Origin of the sequence: Metabacillus indicus LMG 22858 (genome assembly GCF_000708755.2) — a bacterium.
Classification (GTDB): Bacteria; Bacillota; Bacilli; order Bacillales; family Bacillaceae; genus Bacillus_P; species Bacillus_P indicus.
Genome location: NZ_JGVU02000007.1, coordinates 236,102 through 257,911, shown reverse-complemented (window position 1 = coordinate 257,911; position 21,810 = coordinate 236,102). Strand labels below are relative to the sequence as shown.

14 protein-coding genes are annotated in these 21,810 nt (G+C 41.5%); 13 read left to right on the top strand and 1 reads right to left on the bottom strand.

The window, feature by feature from the left end:
• The 10 genes from gatA (at nucleotide 1) to AZ46_RS18605 (ending at nucleotide 15,461) form a co-directional block, all read left to right on the top strand.
• The gene (gatA, locus tag AZ46_RS18650; RefSeq protein WP_029285536.1) at nucleotides 1-1,458 is read left to right on the top strand and encodes an Asp-tRNA(Asn)/Glu-tRNA(Gln) amidotransferase subunit GatA; all 1,458 of its coding nucleotides are present in this window, start codon (nucleotides 1-3) and stop codon (nucleotides 1,456-1,458) included.
• Nucleotides 1,459-1,470: 12 nt separating this feature from the next.
• Nucleotides 1,471-2,901, top strand: a complete 1,431-nt coding sequence (gene gatB, locus AZ46_RS18645; RefSeq protein WP_029285538.1) for an Asp-tRNA(Asn)/Glu-tRNA(Gln) amidotransferase subunit GatB — start codon at nucleotides 1,471-1,473, stop codon at nucleotides 2,899-2,901.
• 171 nt (nucleotides 2,902-3,072) lie between these two features.
• Nucleotides 3,073-3,984, top strand: a complete 912-nt coding sequence (locus tag AZ46_RS18640) for a diacylglycerol kinase (RefSeq protein WP_029285539.1) — start codon at nucleotides 3,073-3,075, stop codon at nucleotides 3,982-3,984.
• Nucleotides 3,985-4,066: 82 nt separating this feature from the next.
• Nucleotides 4,067-5,452: a 23S rRNA (uracil(1939)-C(5))-methyltransferase RlmD gene (gene rlmD / locus AZ46_RS18635; RefSeq protein ID WP_029285541.1), complete on the top strand. Its 1,386-nt coding sequence runs from the start codon at nucleotides 4,067-4,069 to the stop codon at nucleotides 5,450-5,452.
• Nucleotides 5,453-5,700: 248 nt separating this feature from the next.
• Nucleotides 5,701-6,513 carry a DNA adenine methylase gene (locus tag AZ46_RS18630; RefSeq protein ID WP_029285543.1) on the top strand — a complete coding sequence of 271 codons (813 nt, stop codon included), beginning with the start codon at nucleotides 5,701-5,703 and terminating at the stop codon, nucleotides 6,511-6,513.
• A gap of 16 nt (nucleotides 6,514-6,529) precedes the next feature.
• Complete coding sequence (locus AZ46_RS18625) at nucleotides 6,530-8,518, top strand: ATP-binding protein (RefSeq protein WP_029285545.1); 1,989 nt, start codon at nucleotides 6,530-6,532, stop codon at nucleotides 8,516-8,518.
• Nucleotides 8,518-9,852 (top strand): hypothetical protein, encoded by a 1,335-nt coding sequence (locus AZ46_RS18620; protein WP_029285547.1) that lies wholly within the window; start codon nucleotides 8,518-8,520, stop codon nucleotides 9,850-9,852. The genes AZ46_RS18625 and AZ46_RS18620 overlap by 1 nt, the downstream gene beginning before the upstream one ends.
• A 516-nt stretch (nucleotides 9,853-10,368) precedes the next feature.
• A complete protein-coding gene (locus AZ46_RS18615) occupies nucleotides 10,369-12,198 on the top strand; it encodes an ATP-dependent nuclease (RefSeq protein WP_051865759.1) in 1,830 nt (609 codons plus the stop codon).
• A gap of 1,754 nt (nucleotides 12,199-13,952) precedes the next feature.
• Nucleotides 13,953-14,951: a tRNA dihydrouridine synthase gene (locus AZ46_RS18610; RefSeq protein WP_051865775.1), complete on the top strand. Its 999-nt coding sequence runs from the start codon at nucleotides 13,953-13,955 to the stop codon at nucleotides 14,949-14,951.
• 114 nt (nucleotides 14,952-15,065) lie between these two features.
• Nucleotides 15,066-15,461: a VOC family protein gene (locus AZ46_RS18605; protein WP_029285553.1), complete on the top strand. Its 396-nt coding sequence runs from the start codon at nucleotides 15,066-15,068 to the stop codon at nucleotides 15,459-15,461.
• Nucleotides 15,462-15,512: 51 nt separating this feature from the next.
• Here AZ46_RS18605 and helD read toward each other — a convergent pair whose 3' ends face one another.
• Entirely contained in the window at nucleotides 15,513-17,846 is a 2,334-nt protein-coding gene (gene helD, locus AZ46_RS18600; protein ID WP_029285555.1) for an RNA polymerase recycling motor HelD, read from the bottom strand.
• 742 nt (nucleotides 17,847-18,588) lie between these two features.
• On the opposite strand from helD, the gene abc-f reads away from it, so the two are divergent.
• From abc-f to AZ46_RS18585, 3 genes are all read left to right on the top strand, one after another.
• Nucleotides 18,589-20,481, top strand: a complete 1,893-nt coding sequence (gene abc-f, locus AZ46_RS18595; RefSeq protein WP_029285557.1) for a ribosomal protection-like ABC-F family protein — start codon at nucleotides 18,589-18,591, stop codon at nucleotides 20,479-20,481.
• Between the two features lie 121 nt (nucleotides 20,482-20,602).
• A complete protein-coding gene (locus tag AZ46_RS18590) occupies nucleotides 20,603-21,079 on the top strand; it encodes a YehS family protein (RefSeq protein ID WP_029285559.1) in 477 nt (158 codons plus the stop codon).
• A gap of 2 nt (nucleotides 21,080-21,081) precedes the next feature.
• Nucleotides 21,082-21,789, top strand: coding sequence for a M48 family metallopeptidase (locus AZ46_RS18585; RefSeq protein WP_029285561.1), 708 nt, complete (start codon nucleotides 21,082-21,084; stop codon nucleotides 21,787-21,789).
• The last annotated feature ends 21 nt before the right edge of the window (nucleotides 21,790-21,810 follow it).

Genomic DNA, 21,810 nt, shown 5'->3' with positions numbered 1-21,810 from the left:
ATGCCATTATTTGACCAGAAACTGTCAGAACTGAAAGCAAGTTTACATAAAAAAGAAATCACCGTCTCAGACCTTGTAGACGAATCCTACAAACGCATCCAAGCTGTCGACGGAAAAGTGAACGCGTTCCTTGCATTAGATGAAGAAAAAGCACGCGCCTACGCAAAGGAACTTGACGAAGCCATCGGAACACGCGATGAATTCGGCCTTCTATTCGGAATGCCGATCGGGTTAAAAGACAACATCGTGACGAAAAACCTGCGCACAACTGCAGCGAGCAAAATCCTTGAAAACTTTGATCCGATCTATGACGCAACCGTTGTACAGCACCTGCAAAAAGCAGAGGCCGTCACAATCGGAAAGCTGAATATGGACGAGTTTGCCATGGGTTCCTCTACGGAAAACTCAGGCTACAAAGTAACGAAAAACCCTTGGAACCTTGAGACTGTTCCAGGCGGATCAAGCGGCGGCTCTGCTGCGGCGGTTGCTGCACGCGAAGTGCCGTTCGCCCTTGGATCTGACACAGGCGGCTCGGTCCGCCAGCCGGCAGCCTATACAGGTGTCGTTGGCTTAAAACCTACATACGGCCGCGTCTCCCGTTTTGGTCTGATTGCCTTTGCCTCATCTCTTGACCAGATCGGACCGCTCACAACAAGCGTGGAAGACAACGCATTCCTGCTTCAGGCCATTTCTGGAGTGGATCCAATGGACTCCACGTCTGCGAACGTTGAAGTGCCTGACTTTTTATCAGCATTGACAGGTGACGTAAAAGGGCTGAAAATCGCTGTACCGAAAGAATACCTCGGCGAAGGCGTAAACGAAGAAGTGAAACAGTCTGTTCTTGATGCCCTGAAAGTCCTTGAAGGACAGGGAGCAACGTGGGAGGAAGTCTCTCTTCCACACAGCAAATATGCGCTTGCGACGTACTATCTGCTGTCTTCATCTGAAGCATCGGCAAACCTTGCGCGCTTTGACGGCGTCCGCTACGGCTACCGTTCAGACAATGCGAAAAACCTGATAGAGCTGTACAAGCAGTCCCGTTCCGAAGGCTTCGGAGATGAGGTCAAGCGCCGCATCATGCTTGGAACGTTCGCGCTGAGCTCAGGCTACTACGATGCCTACTACAAAAAAGCGCAGCAGGTCCGTACGCTTATTAAAAAAGACTTTGAAGATGTCTTTGAAAAATACGATGTCATCGTTGGACCGACAACTCCGACACCTGCCTTTAAAGTGGGCGAAAAAACGGATGACCCGCTTACGATGTATGCAAATGATATTTTAACCATCCCTGTAAACCTTGCAGGCGTCCCTGGAATCTCTGTCCCGTGCGGATTCTCAAACGGACTGCCGCTTGGCCTGCAGATCATCGGAAAGCATTTTGACGAAAGCACTGTTTACCGCGTTGCCCATGCATTCGAGCAGGCGACGGATCATCATAAAGCAAAACCTGAACTGTAAGGGGTGAAAACCATGAAGTATGAAACGGTCATTGGACTTGAGGTCCACGTAGAGCTGAAAACAGAATCAAAAATCTTCTCAAGCGCACCGAACCACTTCGGCGCGAATCCGAATACAAACACAACCGTGGTTGAGCTCGGATATCCGGGCGTTCTTCCGGTTTTAAACAGACAAGCCGTTGATTTCGCCATGAAAGCTGCAATGGCACTGAACTGCGAAGTTGCGACAGACACGAAATTCGACCGCAAAAACTATTTCTATCCGGACAACCCGAAGGCGTATCAGATTTCCCAGTTTGACAAGCCGATCGGCGAGAACGGCTGGATCGACATTGAAGTAAACGGTGAAAAGAAACGAATCGGCATCACGCGCCTTCACCTTGAAGAGGACGCGGGCAAGCTGACGCATACGGGCGACGGCTATTCCCTTTGCGACTACAACCGCCAGGGCACGCCGCTTGTCGAGATCGTATCAGAGCCAGACATCCGCACGCCTGAAGAAGCGTATGCCTATCTGGAAAAACTGAAAGCGATCATTCAGTACACAGGCGTTTCCGACTGCAAAATGGAAGAGGGCTCACTCCGCTGTGACGCCAACATCTCCCTTCGTCCCGTTGGACAAGAGGAATTCGGAACAAAAACGGAGCTTAAAAACCTGAACTCCTTCAACTTTGTCCGCAAAGGCCTTGAGCACGAAGAGATCCGTCAGGAAGAAGTGCTCCGTGCAGGAGGCGTCATCGACCAGGAAACCCGCCGCTTTGACGAAGCAACAGGCAAAACAATCCTGATGCGCGTAAAAGAAGGCTCTGACGACTACCGCTACTTCCCGGAACCGGATCTTGTGTCCCTCTACATTGATGATGAATGGAAAGAGCGCATCCGTGCAACAATCCCTGAGCTTCCGGACCAGCGCCAAAAACGCTACACAGAAGAGCTCGGCCTGCCTTCCTATGATGCTCAGGTGCTGACTCTTACAAAAGAGATGGCAGACTTCTTTGAAGCAACTGTGGACAAAGGCTCCGATGCGAAGCAGGCGTCCAACTGGCTCATGGGTGAGGTAAGCGGCTATCTGAATGCTGAAAGCAAAGAGCTGAAGGATGTCGCCCTTACTCCGGACGGAATTGCCGGCATGATCAAACTGATTGAGAACGGCACGATCTCTTCTAAAATTGCGAAGAAAGTATTTAAAGAATTGATTGAAAACGGCGGTGATGCCGAGACAATCGTCAAAGAAAAAGGACTTGTCCAAATCTCTGACGAAGGCACGCTCCGCACCGCTGTCAATGAAGCAATCGATGCAAACCCTCAGTCTGTTGAAGACTTCAAGAGCGGCAAGCAAAAAGCAATCGGCTTCCTTGTCGGCCAAATCATGAAAGCAACAAAAGGCCAGGCAAATCCGCAGCTGGTCAACAAACTGCTTCAGGAAGAACTGCAAAAACGTTAATACACAGACGGCGCCGCGACTGATTTCAGAAATGGCGCCGTTGTTTTTACCGTGCTTTGGCTATACTGGTTCTATGGTTTGCGTATCGGACAAAAAAGGTGTAGACTAATCCTTGGCTTGTAAGATACAACAAATCATGGAAATACATTCTGACATAGGATGATGGGGAAAATGAAAAGAGCAAGAATAATCTATAATCCAACATCAGGCCGAGAAGCCTTTAAAAAACAACTTCCAGAGGTTCTGGAGAAATTTGAACTTGCCGGTTACGAGACATCCTGCCACGCCACGACATGCGAAGGGGATGCTGTTCAGGCTGCCCGCGCAGCAGGCATCCGCGGCTTTGATCTTGTTGTTGCAGCAGGCGGAGACGGCACAGTCAATGAGGTCGTGAACGGCCTTGCTGAACTTGAGGAGCGCCCGCAGCTTGCAGTCGTTCCGGTCGGCACAACAAACGACTTTGCCCGCGCCATCAGCATTCCGCGCGACAACATTCTGACTGCAGTTGATGCCATCCTTGCAGGTGAAGCCAGAGCCATCGACATCGGACGCGTAAACGGCCACTACTTCGTCAACATCGCAGGCGGCGGACGTCTCACCGAACTCACATATGAAGTCCCAAGCAAGCTGAAAACCGTCCTTGGCCAGCTTGCCTATTACTTAAAGGGCATTGAAATGCTGCCCTCCATCCGTCCCGCAGAAGTCGAGATTGAATACGACGGCAAGCTCTTCAAGGGCGAAATCATGCTGTTTCTCGTCTCTCTGACAAACTCGGTCGGAGGCTTTGAGAAGCTTGCTCCTGACAGCAAGCTGAATGACGGCATGTTCGATCTGCTGATCCTGAAAAAAGCAAACCTTGCTGACTTTATCCGGGTCGCAAGCCTTGCGCTCCGCGGCGAGCACATCAGCGACAGCAACATCATCTACACAACGGCCAACAGAGTCAAGGTCACATCTGCTCAAAAAATGCAGCTGAACTTAGACGGCGAATACGGCGGCGATCTGCCGGGCGAATTCGTCAACCTGTACCGTCATATTGAAGTCCTCGTGCCGCTTGCAAAAGCCCAGCAAATGGACGAATAGAAACTTGGCCTAGGGCCAAGTTTTTCTTATGTGCGGACTATGATAAAATGGGTTAATCAGTACAAGTAAAGGAAGAGAAGTCATGACAAAGGCAATTGCGCCTGTACAAAAAAATGAATACTACGACGTGACCTTTGAAGACCTGACGCATGATGGATCAGGCGTTGCAAAAATCGAAGGATACCCAATCTTCGTTCCTAACGCCCTGCCAAACGAAAAAGGCCAGATCAAAATCACGAAAATAAATAAAGGCTACGCATTCGGACGCCTTGTCGAGCTGCATGAGGAAAGCCCGCAGCGCACCGATGCACCGTGCCCGATCTATAAACAATGCGGCGGCTGCCAGCTGCAGCACTTAAGCTACCAGGGTCAGCTTGACTTTAAGCACAAGCAGGTCAAAGAAGTGCTCGCGCGAATCGGCAAGCTGAATCTTGACAACGTCACGGTCCACCCGACACTCGGCATGAATGATCCGTGGAACTACCGAAACAAAGCACAGGTCCCAGTCGGAGAACGCGAAGGCGGCCTCATCGCCGGCTTCTATCAGCAGCGCTCCCATGAAATCATCGATATGGAACAGTGTCTGATTCAGCAAAGCGAAAACGATGAAGTCGTCGCAGCCGTCAAGGCAATCGCAAACCGCCATGGCATCCGCGCCTACGATGAACAGAAAAACAAAGGCTGGCTGCGCCACATCATGGTCCGCCGCGGCACCGTGACAAATGAAATGATGGTCGTCTTCATCACCCGGACGCCGGACTTTCCGAACAAAAAAGCCATCATTGAAGACACCACGGCCCAATTCCCGGCCATCAAGTCCATCGTTCAAAACGTTAACCCTAAACGCACAAATGTCATCTTTGGCGATAAAACAACTGTGCTATGGGGAGAAGAATACATCTACGATTACATCGGTGATATCAAATTTGCCATCTCAGCGCGATCTTTCTTTCAGGTTAATCCTGAACAGACAAAAGTTCTTTATGAAAAAGCGCTGGAGTATGCCGATCTGAACGGAGAGGAATCTGTTATTGATGCATACTGCGGCATCGGAACCATCTCCCTGTTCCTGGCTCAAAAAGCTAAGAACGTGTTCGGCGTTGAAATTGTCCCTGAAGCCATTGAAGATGCAAAGCGCAATGCCGAACTGAACGGAATTGAAAATGCAGACTTTGCAGTAGGTGAAGCTGAAGTTGTCATTCCGAAATGGTATGAAGAAGGTAATGCAGCCGACGTCATCGTGGTCGACCCGCCGCGCAAAGGGTGCGATGAAGCCCTGCTGCGGACAATCCTTGATATGAAACCGAAGAAGGTTGTCTATGTAAGCTGCAACCCGGCCACCCTTGCACGTGATTTGAGGGTGCTTGAGGACGGCGGATATGCAACAGTGGAAGTCCAGCCGGTTGATATGTTCCCGCATACGACGCACGTGGAGTGCGTGGCAGAAATATTAATTAAATCAAGTTGAATAAAAAAGCCTAAATTCATTTAGAATTAGGCTTTTTACATACCTAAATTACAACTTGTTAGTGAATAAGAGTAAGGTTCGTTTTTCCTGTTTTTCGGATTTTTTCAAAAAAATAACAATCTTTTCGGAGTGTTTGGTAAAATATATATAGTTATTTTTAATTATTTCCTCAGACTGAAAAGATTGGAGTGAAGAAATAAAGGTACAATAGTTATAATATTAATTTTTAATGTTGGAAGGTTATAAATATGAATCAAATAATCACACCTTTTTTAAAGTGGCCGGGTGGTAAAAGATGGTTTATAGAAAAACATTATGATCTATTGCCTACTCAATATAATAGATATCTAGAGCCCTTTTTAGGAAGTGGAGCTGTTTTTTTTACTCTTAAACCTGATGAAGCCATACTAAACGATATTAATAAAGACTTAATTGATACTTATAGGGGAGTGAAAACTAGATGGCGTAAAGTATACCACTGTCTGAGTGAGCATAGTCTATTACATAGTAAAGAGTATTACTATGATATTCGTTCAAGTACTTATACATCCTTGGAAGAGAGAAGTGCACAATTTATATATCTAAATAGGACCTGCTTTAATGGAATCTATAGGGTTAATAAAAAAGGGAAGTTCAATGTACCAATCGGCTCTAAGACTAGAGTTTTGTTAGATACAGATAATTTTAGAGCACAATCTTTAGCGCTCAAGAAGACTAGAATCTTCAATAAGGACTTTGAAGATATTATCGAAATGGCAGTTAAAGATGATTTTTTATTTGTAGACCCTCCTTACACTGTAAGACACAATAAAAATGGATTTATTAAATACAATGAAATTTTATTTACCTGGGAAGATCAACTTAGGCTATCTAAAAGTTTAGCAAGAGCAAAAGATAGAGGTGTTAAAATAATTCTTACTAACGCTTCTCATGAATCAATAAGAGAGCTTTACAAACCATATGATTTTAATTTTTTAGAGACTTCAAGATATAGTTCAATATCAGCAACTGCTGTTAACCGTAGTAATTTTGAGGAATTAATTGTTATGGCAAATTTATAAAAAGGAGAATTAATTCATGAATCAATTAGAAGATCTAATACAAAGCTCCTCTCTTAGTGGAAATCCCCTTAGGGTTTTATCTAGCTTTTTAGAGCAACAAAAAAATTTAGAAGAAGCTAGAATTATTAATCAGATGAAGTTTGTGGGATATGTTCTTGAATTAAACTATGATACTGCCAAAATAATCACTTCTGATCCATACAAAATTGCAGTTGGAGGAATTCCTAGAGGCTCTTTCCTTATTTTGGTTCCAGTTGACTTTCGAGGAGTTCCTATTCATTTTACTCTATTAAGAGTTGGGGGAGTATCCCCTACACCGCTAAGCAACCATGTGCAGCAAACATATTTTGAATTACACAAAAAATCCATGCCTGAGTTAGATGTATGGACGCAAAGTGAGCTCCAATGGGGTGCATTAGATTGTGATGTTTTAGGTATGTTTTATCAAAATGCTACACAGTCGGATAAAATTTCTTTTTCAGGAGATGTCAATAATGTGGTAAGTGCACATCGATATTTAGTGTATTCACCAAATTATGAGATACTAAATTTAATTATAAATGGACTTGTGAAAGGCAAGAGCACTTATGAGCTTGGTTATTTACGGGCTACTGAATGCCAGCTTACTACTTCTCGAATGCAACCAACAGAGGTTAAGATATCAGTAGATGACTTCAAAGGCACAAGAACAGCAATGTTTGGTAAAACTAGATTAGGAAAATCTAATGTTGTAAAGCTAATAGCTCAGTCTATCATTAAAGCTTCTAAGGAAGCACATAATGTCGGTCAAATAATCTTTGATATAAATGGAGAATATGCAAATGATAACCCGCAAGATGGGAATAGATCACTAAGGTCTGCTTTTAAAGAAGAATGTGTGGTATACGCTTTAACTAAGAGACCGGGAACTGAATCAAAAGACCTCCGCTTAAATTTTTACGAACAGCCAGATTCGTGTAAAAGTGTACTTTCAACGCTTCTAGACCAAGATAAGCAAGGTGCCAATTATGTTAAAAGCTTTATAAGTGTTGTTTTGCCATCAATAGAATATGTGAAAAAGTCAGAAGAAAATGACAAGGTTAGAATGATAAGAAAAATTCAGTTTTACTGGGCTATACTGAAGAAAGCAGGCTTTCCTTGTAATGAATCGAACCTCAAAAAAATCGGTTTAAGAACTCGTAATATAAGTGGATTTGATCCAGGGTTTTCAGAAGCTGTTCGAATGAAAATCTACAATACTAACAAAAAAGAAGAATTAAAGCATAAGCCTACTACCCTTGATGAATTGGTGGAAGAATTATCATTACTAACAACATATATAAATGAGAACAGTGATAATGAACTTAAATCATCTTCAAAAAAGCCTCTTTTCGATGCAGATGATCTTGCGTTATTAGGTTTTTTTGATCCTAAGTCAGGAAGTGGACCATCTATTCTACGTGGTTATTTACAATACCATTCAAAAGATGCTAGTAACTTCACAAAAGAGATTCTAGATTTTGTAGATAACGGGAAAACTGTTATTTTAGATTTAGGGAATGCAACAGATAACATTAGGCGATATTTCTCAGATCTTATTTCTCAGTCGGTTTTCAGACATCAAGAGGGAAAATTTGTAAACAATGCATTAAATAATAACTTTGTACAATTATATTTTGAAGAAGCTCATAACTTATTTCCTCCTAATACCAATGATCACACAGGTATTTATTCAAGGTTTGCTAAAGAGGGGGCGAAATTCCATATAGGGATGGTTTACTCAACGCAATCTCCTTCTACCATAAGTAAAGAACTACTGGCGCAAACAGAAAACTTTTTTGTAGGGCACCTCTCATCTTCTGACGAGACTAGGGCTTTATCTAAAGTACAAGTAGCTTTTAATGGAATTGAAGATGATATACAAAAAGCAAAAACCCCTGGTTATATGAGAATGTTAACTATGTCTCATAGATTTGTAATTCCAGTACAAACAAATAAGTTCGAAGTAAGTGTTGGTGAAGAATAATGGCATACAATAGTAGTTCTATTTCACCATTTGAAACCGCTTCAAAACTGGGACATATAAACGTTATTGAAAGTGAGTGGGTTCAGTCTCTTGTTAAAGAATTTGAATCCAATAATTACGAAATCTCGAATTCGGAAAAACAAGGTTGGCAAAAAGCAGAGTTAGATGGAATTTCAAGTTTAAAGTATTATTGGGCAGTTGATGGATCTTATGTATCGATTAATTCAGAAACAAAACCACCAAAAGAGGTATCTTTTGTAAAAACTGCATTAATTTCAATTGATAAGTCCAAACTTGAAAATATTGATAAAGACGAGCCTCACCCTCTGCAATTACAGGATATAATGACTAATAGTGCAGTACAACATGCGACAGTGTTGCCTTTAAAAAATATTAAAACTGCTATGGGATCGAATTATGATGCTGTTAGATATATTATAAGAGATTCTTTAAAAATTGATCAAAAAGGGATGTTTTATGAGACTTTAAAATGGTTGGTTTATGAAAAGTGGACAGTAAATTTAACATCTTCCCCTGACTTCCAGTGTCCACATTGTGATAAAGAGATTAATGGGTTATATCCTGATAAAGATCAGAAGAATTGCGAATTCTGTGGAAAAGAAGTTTTTTTATCAGATATGCTCGGTTTTCATTTAGATATGAATGAAGAAAGTGCTCCAGATAGTGTTAGTTCGGCATATATGTTAATAATGGAACATTTAATGTTGTTTACCATTATCCGTCTGCTATGGGCCCATAATGATAAAAATTTAGTAACAGACACATTATTTATAAAAGACGGACCTTTAACTTTACGTAGTCAATATTCGAAACTAGTGCCTAAATTAAGATCGTTTTTAGAATATGCCAAACTAGTGCAGCGACCCATCCATATTATTGGTCAGGAGAAATCAGGAGTATTTACTGATCATCTTTCAAAACTATCTAGAGAATTAGAGCCTCAAGATAGGAAACAGCCAATGCATTTTTCAGTTTTAACTCATGAGTATATACGAAAAGAAGTTTATAGAACTCCTGGTTTAATGAATGCTTACGGTAAAAGAACTAACTGGGGAGAAAAGATGTATGTGAAAGTTGACCCAAACTCTTACCTTGTTATTAATGTACCAACTGGACAATACCAAGACATAAATAATTATCCTCAAAAATCTGATTTAATAGGTCTTCCAAGAATACTTGCTACTTTACCTGAATTAATAAGTCACAGGTACACAGGAGCTCTCTTTCCAATCGAATTAGCTAATGGTATAGCGTCTATGTCTAGTTATCCTTCTTCGAAAATACTACAAAGATTTTTAGAGGCTAGTTCGTAAAGTGAAAATAATATACAAGTAACTTCTTACTGAACTTTAAACATTTTATATGCAAGCCGATAATAATAATTAGCCAAAGAATGACTCCGGGAATTCACCGGTGTCATTTTTAATATGTAATAGCGAGTTTGAAGACTATTTTTGCTTCAGTTAAAAAATAGCCTTGACAATAATGATAATCACCATCCCATCAACTTTTAAAGAATAAAATATTAACCGTGGAAAGTCTCTCTTAACCGTTACTTTACATAGTAATTCTCAATTCCTAGGACTCGCAATACAATAATGAACAGCAGAAATTTTAATTGTTGCTATCCTAATTTTTAAAACAATATAGTGACATAAGATGGTTTTAGGGTTTTTTAGTCTGCATCAAAATTACTGTGTCTTGAAAAAAATGGGGTTTTGACTCACTATTTAATACGAACTTTTCTTTATTAGTAATAATATGTATTTTGTTAGAATAATTACGGAATTAAAGAAGCATATCTAGATGATTAGCAAAGAGGAGAAAAAATGATAAAAATTAAGAGTTTTACTATAAAGAGATACAGATCAATAATGGAATTAATAATAAATGTAGATGAGGATAACAATTATATTACAATTTGTGGGGAAAATAATGCGGGTAAAACCAATTCTTTAAGAGCGGTAGATCTATTTTTTAACCCCGAAAAATATGTGGCTGAAAAAGATTCTCCCAATCATAAATATCACGGTTCAAGAGGAGGAGCTGTATTTCCTGAAATAACAATTGAATTCCTTGTAGACGGAAAAGATAGAATAAAAATCAAGAGAGAATTTAATAATGATGGGCTTAATAAAACAAGTGGGGAAAAACTGAAAGTTGCCGGTCTCAGAGATAAAAAACATAAAATGCAGGAAAAAGAAGTTGTCGCTTTCTTAAAGAAAATTCAATTCTTCTTTGTAGAATCTATTAATATTTCATTACCAAAGCTTATTAACGGTATGATAGATGAGATTTATGATTTAGAATATGAGAAAAGTCAATTCAGAGGCTTAAAAAAAGAATTGAAAGACTCATTTGATAATTATATTAAGGGATTATTAGAAATATTAAATAAGCTGGCAAATGAAATAAATCCCGTCTTTAAACAATATAAAGAGGACTGGGGAGTAGGCTTTGATCTTACATCTGATATTACAAAATTTAGAGATCTTATAACAGATGATGTTTTATTCTATATAAATGATCAATCAAATAAACGAATAGATGCTAAAGGGGCGGGTTTACAAAGATTAGCATATATTCTTCTGCACTTTAGAATTATTGAAAAAATAAGTAATAAATCTATTATCCTTTTGATAGATGAACCGGATGTATACTTGCATCAAGGACTGCAAAAAAAACTTTATGATGATCTTCAAAAATTAACTAATAAGGCCCAAACATTTGTAACATCACATTCACAAGTATTTATTGATACGTATACCTTGAAAAATGTATTCTTATTAGATCTAGACATAAATTTAAGATATTTTGATAGAAAAAAACAACATTTCAATGTACTTGAGACTAAGTTAGTAAATTTAGATAAAGAAGATGGAGCCAAAAAGATAAAAGAATATTTAGGTATAACGGAAGAAGATTATGAATTATTAGAAAATTATAATCTTATTGTAGAAGGCGAAACAGATAAAAAATATTTGGAAGAATTAGCATCCTTTTTTAAATTAAATATACCTAAGATAATTTCTGCTAATGGCGCGGATAATATTGAAAAGTATTTAGATTTCTATAATTCATTTTATCAAAATATAGATCAGAAAATTAAAGTTCCTACAATCGTAATTTTATTGGATAACGATAATAAAGGAAGAGAAGTGTTTAAAAAACTGATAAGTATAAAAAAGAAGGGAAAGTACAGGTTTTTAAACCTTGAGGTTCAGTTCATTCCGAATTTCTTGGGAGAACGTCCTATGGATGAAAATGTAGAGAAGATTAATTCTGATTTGCAAATTGAAGATTTTCTATACCCGCGGGTTTTTTGTTTTTTAGTAAATGAATTACTAAAGAAGAAAGGCTTAAAGTTAATAAATGTTGAAGAGATATCTAAAAAAATTGAGAAGCCAGCTCATAAAGATAGAGGTATATTACATATGGTTGAAAATGAAAAAAATGATACCAATCCTGATTCCGGACAGGTACTTAATTTTGTAAGCTCAAGTAGTGCATCTGAACAAGTTAAGAGCGGTCTTTCTGGATTCTTTAAAATTAAAGGAAATCGTAATATTTCTCAATTGCTTTTAGCAGAAGATAAAAAATACCCTCAAGTCAGAAATTTTCTTGAAAATATACTTAATTCAAAAAACTATATAAAATAGATTTGATTTTATCAAGATCATATCTCTTTTTCTAATTATGAAGGAAGGCATTCTAAGACCCTAGTGATTTGCAGTGAATTTTCTATACTCACTGCCATTAACGCGAGGTCCATTTCGTTTTTACCTTTGATTTTACTCGGGCAGAAAATCAAACGACACGGAAATTTAACTTCAAGAATCCAGAAACTGTTTTCACATGAATTTTGCGTTTTCAATAGATGGAACCTGATTTCTCATCCGAAACCTCTCTTCATAAGGAATGCTTTCAACTAAGTGGAGAACATGCAACGCAGTTCTAAATCTAAGGGTAAAACTAATAGATTCATAATAAAATTTTAAAAAATATGGACTCTTCTTCCTGATGAAATTTTGTGTGTTAACTTTATCTTATCTGAAGTGGTTCTTATTTTAATTTAAAAAGTAATAAGAGCCGGTGACGTTTTACTCGTCGTAAATTGTCACCGGCTTATTTTATTTTAGAGGTGGGTTTTGTCATAGCATCTTACAAATGTGGAATTGACAAAAAGCATTATCGACAAGATATTAGAGAAGAAACTAGATACATCAATGCTTCTGCCATCCAATCCAATAGGTATACTGTTGCTTTGACTGAAAAGAAATTAAGTAGCAGCCCAAAAAGTCGTTCAGAAAATGTCGCATTACTTCTAAATTCAGCTAAAACCCTACTAACAAAATAACTATTATTGGAATAGAAGCAAACCTACCCGCTTAATACGGATGATTTTGGTATAAACATTAACATAAATCTATCGAGCGTACCTGATGTTTTATATAAGTTTATCCGTAACGAACTATTGCAGATCCGGTAGGAATTGTTATTATTAAGATGTCAGGAAGCACATAATTTATATAATTCTCTTGAGAAACTCCCTGAATCTGAATTGTTCCTTGAATTACAAATCATTCCTAATAAAATTATAACAGGCGTTGCAATAACTGTATTAAGAGTTTCAATGCTCCGGTTGTGCTGGTAAGTTCAAATGTATCTTCTAGATGTTCTAAATATTCCTCATTTTTTTCCTTTTGTAAGCGTAATAATACATCATCAAAGGTTAGGGCGAATCTTTTGGAAGTCTAAAGATAAATTTTTTCAGCTGCTAGAACATTTAATCCATTTAAATTAGTCGTTATATCCTCTGTTAAATCAATAGGGATTTTAAAAACATTTTTATACAGAAAAATACAGGTCTAAATGAAAAGCTTTCTCTTCGTCTCGCCTCCTATTAAATATGAGGAACAATTTATCTGCTTCAGCAACACTCCGAGGTTCCACAGACAACCATATTCCTTTCATAAAAGACTATCTGTTCAGGTGAAGATTCTTCTTCTTCTAAATATTGGATCGTAAGAAGATTGTTTTGCCGTGCACCGAAATAACTATAATCTATTCAGGTATTTCTAGTTTTTGGATCTAAACCTGTGGTAGGTTCGTTAAGAAAAATGATTTAGGATTCCCGGCTAAACTCATATTTAAATCTAACCAGCGCCACAATATTCTTGAATAAGTTGTAACAGCTTTGTCTTTTTTTTTCCTTTAGATCGAATCCCTTAGACGAAGTTTTTAAAAATATACCGTTTGGGACCTATTTCCGTTAAATTAAACATTGAGTTTATAACATAGTTTTTCCATAAATTATAAATGTCCAATGTTTGATTATTAGTTATTAAACATGTTATAAGTGTAAAAGAATAATTTTTACGGAAGTTTGACATTGAGAGGATTTGAGTTTGGCATGACCAACAATTTTTGGCGTGATCTGCCGAAGCCATTTTTCGTACTTGCCCCAATGGAGGACGTGACAGATGTTGTGTTCCGTCACGTAGTCAGTGCAGCCGGCCGTCCGGATGTGTTTTTCACAGAGTTTACTAACTCGGACAGCTACTGTCATCCTGAGGGTCTGAAAAGTGTGCGCGGCCGATTGACGTTTACAGAAGATGAACACCCGATGGTTGCACATATATGGGGAGACAATCCCGACTATTTCCGTCAAATGAGCATCGGCATGGCAGAAATGGGCTTTAAAGGGATCGATATCAACATGGGCTGCCCGGTCCCGAACGTGGCATCAAGAGGAAAAGGCAGCGGCCTTATTCTCCGTCCGGACGTCGCGGCAGAACTCATTCAGGCTGCAAAAGCAGGCGGACTGCCTGTCAGCGTGAAAACAAGACTTGGTTTTAAAAAGGTAGACGAGTGGGAGGACTGGCTTGGGCACATCCTGAAACAGGATATTGCGAACCTTTCCATTCACTTGCGCACACGAGACGAAATGAGCCAGGTCGATGCGCATTGGGAGCTCATCCCTGAAATCAAAAAACTGCGTGACCGCATTGCGCCGGACACGATGCTGACCATCAACGGCGACATCCCTGACCGGCAAGTAGGCCTTCAGCTTGCAGAACAATATGGCATTGACGGCATCATGATCGGCCGCGGGATCTTTAAAAACCCGTTTGCCTTTGAAAAAGAGCCGAAAGAACACAGCAGCAAAGAATACCTCGACCTGCTGAGACTGCAGCTTGACCTCCAGGATCAATATGCAGAAGAAGTGCCGCGCTCTGTCACAGGACTTCACCGCTTTTTCAAAATCTATGTCAAAGGATTCCCTGGAGCTGCAGAGCTGCGGAGTCAATTGATGAACACGAAATCGACGGATGAAGTGAGAGCAATGCTTGAGCGGTTTGAGGAAAAACAAATGACAGAACAGTTGAGTGAAAAGCAGGAGACCTTATAGAGGTTCCTGCTTTTTTCACTTTTGAAAGAGGTTTTAAGGCAGCTGAAACAGAAATACATTTCTGTGCCAGTTTAGAAAAAATAGTAAAAATACATATGCAAATAGGAGGCCGAAATGGGCAGATTAGTTCACTTTGAAATTCACGTAAACGACATGGAGCGCGCAAAGACGTTTTACGGAGAGGTATTCGGATGGACATTCCAGGATTGGAGCGAATATGCAGGACTGCCTTATTTCGGTGCAGTGACAGGGGACGAGAATGAACCGGGAGTCAACGGGGCTTTGATGCAGAGACAGGGTCCTTCGCCTGAGCAAAACCAGCCGTTAAACGGGTTCTCCTGTACGATGGGCGTTGAAAACTATGATGCAGCGGAAGTGAAAATTCTTGAGTGCGGCGGCAAGGTCGCATTGCCGAAATATGCGCTTCCCGGAATGGCATGGCAAGGGTACTACCTTGATACGGAAGGCAACATCTTCGGAATTCACCAGCCTGACGCGAATGCAAAATAAAAAGGAAGGAGAGGCAGAACGTCAGCCTTTCCTTCCTTTTTTTGTCTGAGATTAACTCCAAATCAAACTCTCCCGCGGGACCTCCTGCAAAAACGCACACGGCTCACCTTCACTGTAAATCTGCAAGAGATGAAGCGCCCGGGTGCAGGCAGTATAAAACAATCTGCGCAGGCTCTCTTCTCCATAAGCTTGAGCGGATGCGTCATAGATGATCACGGCGTCGAATTCAATGCCTTTGGCCAGATAGGCAGGGATCACAACGATGCCCTGCTCGTATTCAGCCGATCCGCTTTTTACAAGTTTAATGTCTGGGATGTTTCCAAGCGCGTTAAAAGCTTCGCTGCTTTCGGCAGCGGATTTGCAGATGATGGCAATGGACTGGTGCCCCAGCTTTTGAAAATCAGCAACTTTGGCTGTGATGCGCCGGTGCAGTTCTGCGCGGTCTGATACTGTAGTCAGAACAGGCATTTCGCCGCCGCGCTCAAAAGAGGCAATCTGATCACCATTAGGAACGAGTTTCCGAGTAAAATCAGTTATCGGTTTAGTGGATCTGTAGCTTCGATTTAAGAGAATCGCCTCTGTTTCATCGGGTCCATATAAGCTCATAAGCGGGTGAAAATCGGACAGGCCGCTTGCGTGAACAAAGATGGCCTGGTTAAAATCCCCGAGCACGGTCATCTTTGCCAAAGGAAACAGCCGTTTCAAAAATTCAAATTGAAAAGGAGAATAATCCTGTGCCTCGTCTACAAGAACGTGTTTAATCGAAGTGTTAGTCTGAAAGCCCTGAACCTGCTCTTTCAAAAATAAAAACGGCGGAGCATCTTCATAATTCAGCCTTCCTTCATCAAGCATGTTCATTGTCATTCTGCAAATATTAGCCCACTCTTCCGGCGGATTCCCTGTCATCCATTTGCTTATGTGCGTCGAATCTGAAAAAAGCTGCCTGTACAAAGCGGTAAAATCAACGAAGCGGAGTCCCTCCACCCATTTTCTGAGCGGCTTCAGCTTCCTCCGGACGACCATCCGGCCCAGCACCTTGATTTCTTGTTCGTAATCATCAAGATCTTCTTCGGAGCCCTTTCTTTTCTCTAAATAGGCAAATGCCTTCTGATACTCATCTTTGCTTAAGAGCTCGATTTCCTCCTGAACCCACGGCTTGTTCAGCTCGGCTTTCTCCGTTTCATCAATCTTTGCATTCAGCCATTCCTGAAGCTTCTCAATTCTGTTGGAAAAACGGATAGAGGTATCCGTGCCGTAAAATCTTTCTTCGATTCGTTTGGCGGAGACGAAAGGTTTTCCTCTGAATTTTATCCCTTTAAATATCATGCCGGATTCTTCAAGAGACTGGCTGTAAGCTTTTACCGTCTCGAAAAAGGAAGTTGACGCCTTGAATTTGATACTCGCCGTTCTTGTACGGCGGGCAGGTTCATCTTCTGCAGTCAGCACATATTCCAGCTGCTCATAAGGGTCCTCTACTTTAAAGGAGCCGCTCAATCTGTGGTACATATATTCCTGGAACGTCACCTGCTGCATGTTCTCTTCGCCAAGCTCTGGCAGGACGTTGGATACGTAGCTGTTAAACATGGAGTTAGGAGAAAAAAGAATAATTTGGTCAGCCTTCAGACGATCACGGTACTTATAGAGGAGGTAAGCGATCCTCTGCATAGCTGCCGAAGTCTTACCGCTGCCTGCAGCTCCTTGGACAATGAGAAGTTTGCCGTTCACATGCCGGATAATCCGGTTTTGCTCCTGCTGAATCGTCGCTACAATGCTGTGCATATGTTTGTCTGTCCCTTTGCCGAGCACTTCCTTTAAAATCTCGTCTCCAATGGTAAGGCTCGTATCGAACATCGACTCGACAACGCCTTCGCGGATAATATATTGCCACTTTGTCTCCAGATTGCCTTTGATAACGCCTCCTGGAGTTGTATAGTCAGCAGGGCCGGGGGGATAGTCATAATAAACGCTCGAAACTGGAGCGCGCCAATCATAAACCAGAAAATCCTCACCGCTTGAATCCGTGAGAGTTGAGATGCCAATATAGACTTTTTCGGGTTCTTCTGTGCCTTCCTCGGTGAAATCAATCCGTCCAAAATAAGGCGATTTTTGAATGCGCTCAAGGACAGAAAGCCTGCTTTTGGCATGCCTGTGTGTGCTCTGGCTGACGGTCAGGGCCTGCGCCTGCTGCCTTAAGCCGATGATTGTCTCAAGATAGTCGTCAAACGTATCAGTATTGACCTTGACTTCATCCCAAAAGTGCTTTTGAATATGGGTCACTTCACTCCGGCGCCGGCCGGCTTCATCCGCAAGCTTGCTCATCTGCTCCGTAATAGTCCCGGTCACCAGATCCAGTCGTTCCTGCTCCTGCCGAAGGTCATTTTTCATTCAAAGCACTCCTTTAAAAAAAATTGTAAAATGTGTTGACTGAGAGAGGGGTTTTGATGTAAGATTAAGATAGGGATAAATATATGGTGTTTAATTAATGAGTTTTGTGTTTCTAAAGTAATATATCATGGCGGTATTTATTTATCAATGACTTTTTAAGATATAAATACTATTTGTTTTTTAATATATGTTAAACAAAGCGGGCAGAGAAAATCTCTGGCCGTTTTGTTATGGCCTTAAATCCTTTATGGAATTTTGTTTATTGATAGCAAAGAACACGATTGAATTCTGAATTGATTATTTACATATTTACCTAAAAATGAGACAATAAAACAAATCTTAGGAGGAAAGTAACCATATGATGCCATCTTATTGCTAATTCATTTCCAGATAAAATTCATACGAATTTTATAACGAGTATAAAAATTGCCTGATATACAGGTTTATTTGGTTATGCTCTTTATGGAATATTGGCAATACAGAGGATCGCTTACTTTTCTAAAACCTGAGATGATGAAGGTCGGCTGTTTTTTTAACAGTTATGCTGATACAGGAATGTTCTGTGCACTTATGCAGACGCCTGCTTATTTAAGCTTACCCCAATCATAATCTCGAACGATTTTAGGCTGTAGGAAGAGATCTCTTCTTGCGGCCTTTTTGCATGTAAAAAAGAATAGTAACCGACTTCTTTGCCCTGTCCATAGACGGCATAACTCACACAATGATGAAAGAAGGGGATTTTGTGTTTGAGTTGACGCTGCAGGGTGTGAAGAAATATATGGAGGCGACCCTTGTGCTGAGAAATATCAGTTTCGAGGTGTACGCCGGAGATAAGGTTGGGATTGTGGGAGCCAACGGAAGCGGCAAGAGTACGGTTTTAAAGCTGATTGCCGGGATTTTGAAGATGCATTACTATCCGGGTTATCCCCAGACGTCGAGCCCGGGGTATGATGAGGGGCTGATCCACCGGCCGAGTGGTGCGACCATTGCGTATTTGGAACAGATGCCGTCTTTTCCTGAAGGTCTGAAGGTAATAGATGTGCTGAACATGGCGTTTGAGGATGTTCATAAGATTGAGAAACAGATGCGCGATTTAGAGGAGCAGATGCAGACGCTTACGGATGCTGTTCTTGAGAAGGCCCTGATGAAATACAGCGAGCTTGTCCAGTTGTATGAAGGCAAAGGCGGCTATGAGATTCAGGAGAAGCTTGGGAAGGTGTGCACGGGTCTGAAATTCAGCGATGCTTTTTTGAATCAGGACTTTGATTTGCTGAGCGGCGGGGAGAAGAGGACGGTCATGCTTGGAAAGCTATTGGTGCATGATCCTGACATTCTTCTGCTGGATGAGCCGACAAATCATTTGGACATGGATGCTCTGGAATGGCTGGAGGGCTATTTGAAAAGCTATAAGGGGATCGTCCTCATCGTCTCCCACGACCGTTATTTTCTGGATCAAGTTGTGACCAAAATCGTGGAAATTGAAGACATGGAATCCATTACGTATAAGGGGAACTATTCCTCTTTTGTGAGCCAAAAGGAAGAAAACATGCGGATACAGTTTGAGCATTTCCGGGAGCAGCAAAAGAAAATCACTTCGATGGAAACCACCGTAAAAGATCTCAGGGACTGGGCGATGCGTGCCGACAACACCAAATTCTTCAAACGGGCAGCGAGCATCCAGAAAAAGCTCGCGAAGATGGAGCGCATTGATAGGCCGGTTTTTGAAAGGCGGAATATGAGACTGAACGTCAAACAGGCGGAACGGTCTGGGAATGAAACGATCAAGGCGGCCGGTCTTTCGAAAAGCTACGGAGATAAGGTGCTGCTGAAAAACGCAGACTTGATGATCCGATACGGGGAGCGTGTGGGTCTGATCGGAGGAAACGGCAGCGGAAAAACGACTTTTTTGAAAATGCTGCTTGGAGAAGTGAAGCCGGATGCAGGGGTGGTAGAAGCTGGTGCAAATGTGATGGCTGCCTATTTGCCGCAGATCATCACTTTTAATAACGAACAGCACACCGTTCTCGAATGCTTCAGGGAGAATATCTCGATACCTGAGGGCAAGGCTCGGGAGTATTTGGCTAAATTTATGTTTTATAAAAATACGGTCTTCAAAAAAGTGAATCAGCTGTCTGGAGGAGAACGGATCAGGCTGAAGCTTGGGATGCTGCTGTATCAGGATGTGAACTTGCTGATCCTGGATGAACCGACGAATCACCTGGATATTGATTCAATTGAAACCCTTGAAGAAGCACTTGAAGAGTTCACCGGAACCATTTTCTTTATCTCGCACGACCGTTATTTTATCAATAAGATCAGCCAGCGGATCGTTGCGCTTGAGGACTTTGCGTTTAAAAGCTACTTTGGAAACTATGATGAGTACAAGCGGCAGAAGTCAAAGCAGATTCCTGCGCAGACAATTGTTAAAGAGAAAAAACGAGTGGAAACTGCGAAGCAAATGGAAGCGGCCGAAACTACTCTGGCGAAGGTTGAGCGGCTTGAAAAGGAACTCGTTCATCTCGATTCCTTAATGGGGGATGAACTGGACTATGACAAGCTGAGCGGGCTGCACGAACGGAAGATGAAAACCACGGCAGAACTTGATGAAGCAATGGAAGAATGGATGAAAGAATAACGCGTGAGCCTGTCCTTTCGGGGGCAGGCTTTATTATTGTCCGTCTACCCTTTATAATGAACAAAGCAATCATGCAAACACCCGCCGGTTACCTGTTAACTGACGGACAGGAGGTCATATAATGGATAATAACGATATTTTAATACGCTTACGATATGCACTGGATTTGAAAAATGCAGAGATGGTCGAGATTTTTAAGCTTGGCGGGATCGAAGTAAGTCCCCTGGATCTGCCGCTCATCTTGACAAAGTCTGACTCAGAAGAAGAAAACATCACGTGCGACAATGTGATGTTCGAGTCGTTTTTAAATGGATTAATCACCTTTAAACGCGGTCCGAAGCCTGGAGCAGAGACTCCGGAACTGACGCTTGGCAGAAGCACAAATGTAAACAATCATCTTTTGAAAAAAGTGAAGATTGCTCTTGCGCTCACAACTGAGGAAATGATTGAGATTTTTGACCGGGCAGGTTTGCAGGTGACTAAAGGAGAACTCGGTGCTCTCCTCAGAAAAGAAGGCCATAAAAATTACAAAGCGTGCGGAGATAAGTTTGCCCGGAACTTTTTAAAGGGACTGGCTGTTAAATACCGGGGCGCGTAAAGATGAACCACACATATGCAGGAGAAACAATCCGGTATGAGGTGACGCATAAAAACCGCACCTCCATCGGGCTGCGCATGGACCAGTACGGGATCGTGGAGGTCCTGGCTCCGAAAGGCACGAGCGAAGAGCAAGTGCATAAGGTGCTTGAGGCAAACTGGGCACTGATTCAGGAAAAGCTGAAAGACATGCAGGCCAGGATGCAGGGCGCGCTGAAGAAAACCTATGAATACGGGGAGACCTTTCTGTATTTGGGAAAGGCGTACCCCATCAGTATTACGCACGATGAAACCATTGATAAGGACCATTTAGTATTTGACGGGAAAACCCTGCACATTCAAGTAAAGCAGCAGGAAGATGCCAGAATCAGACAGGCACTCAAACGCTACTATTACCAGCAGTGCAAAGCCATCGTGGAAAAGAGCATCAAGTCTCACCAATCCCATTTCAAAATGAAGCCCCGCTCTGTCAAAATTGTCGACAGCAAAAAGAACTGGGGAACGTGCAACGGAAACCTGGAGCTGACCTTCAACTGGAAGCTTTCGATGGCGCCCCAGGAGGTGATCGACTATGTGGTCGTGCACGAAATGTGCCACATGGTGCACCTGAATCACGACCGGTCGTTCTGGAGATTGGTCGGGAAGATTATGCCTGATTATAAAGAGCGGGAGGCGTGGCTTGCTGTGTCTAGTTGGAGGATGACGGTTTAGGGTTTGTAAAAAAAAAACCTA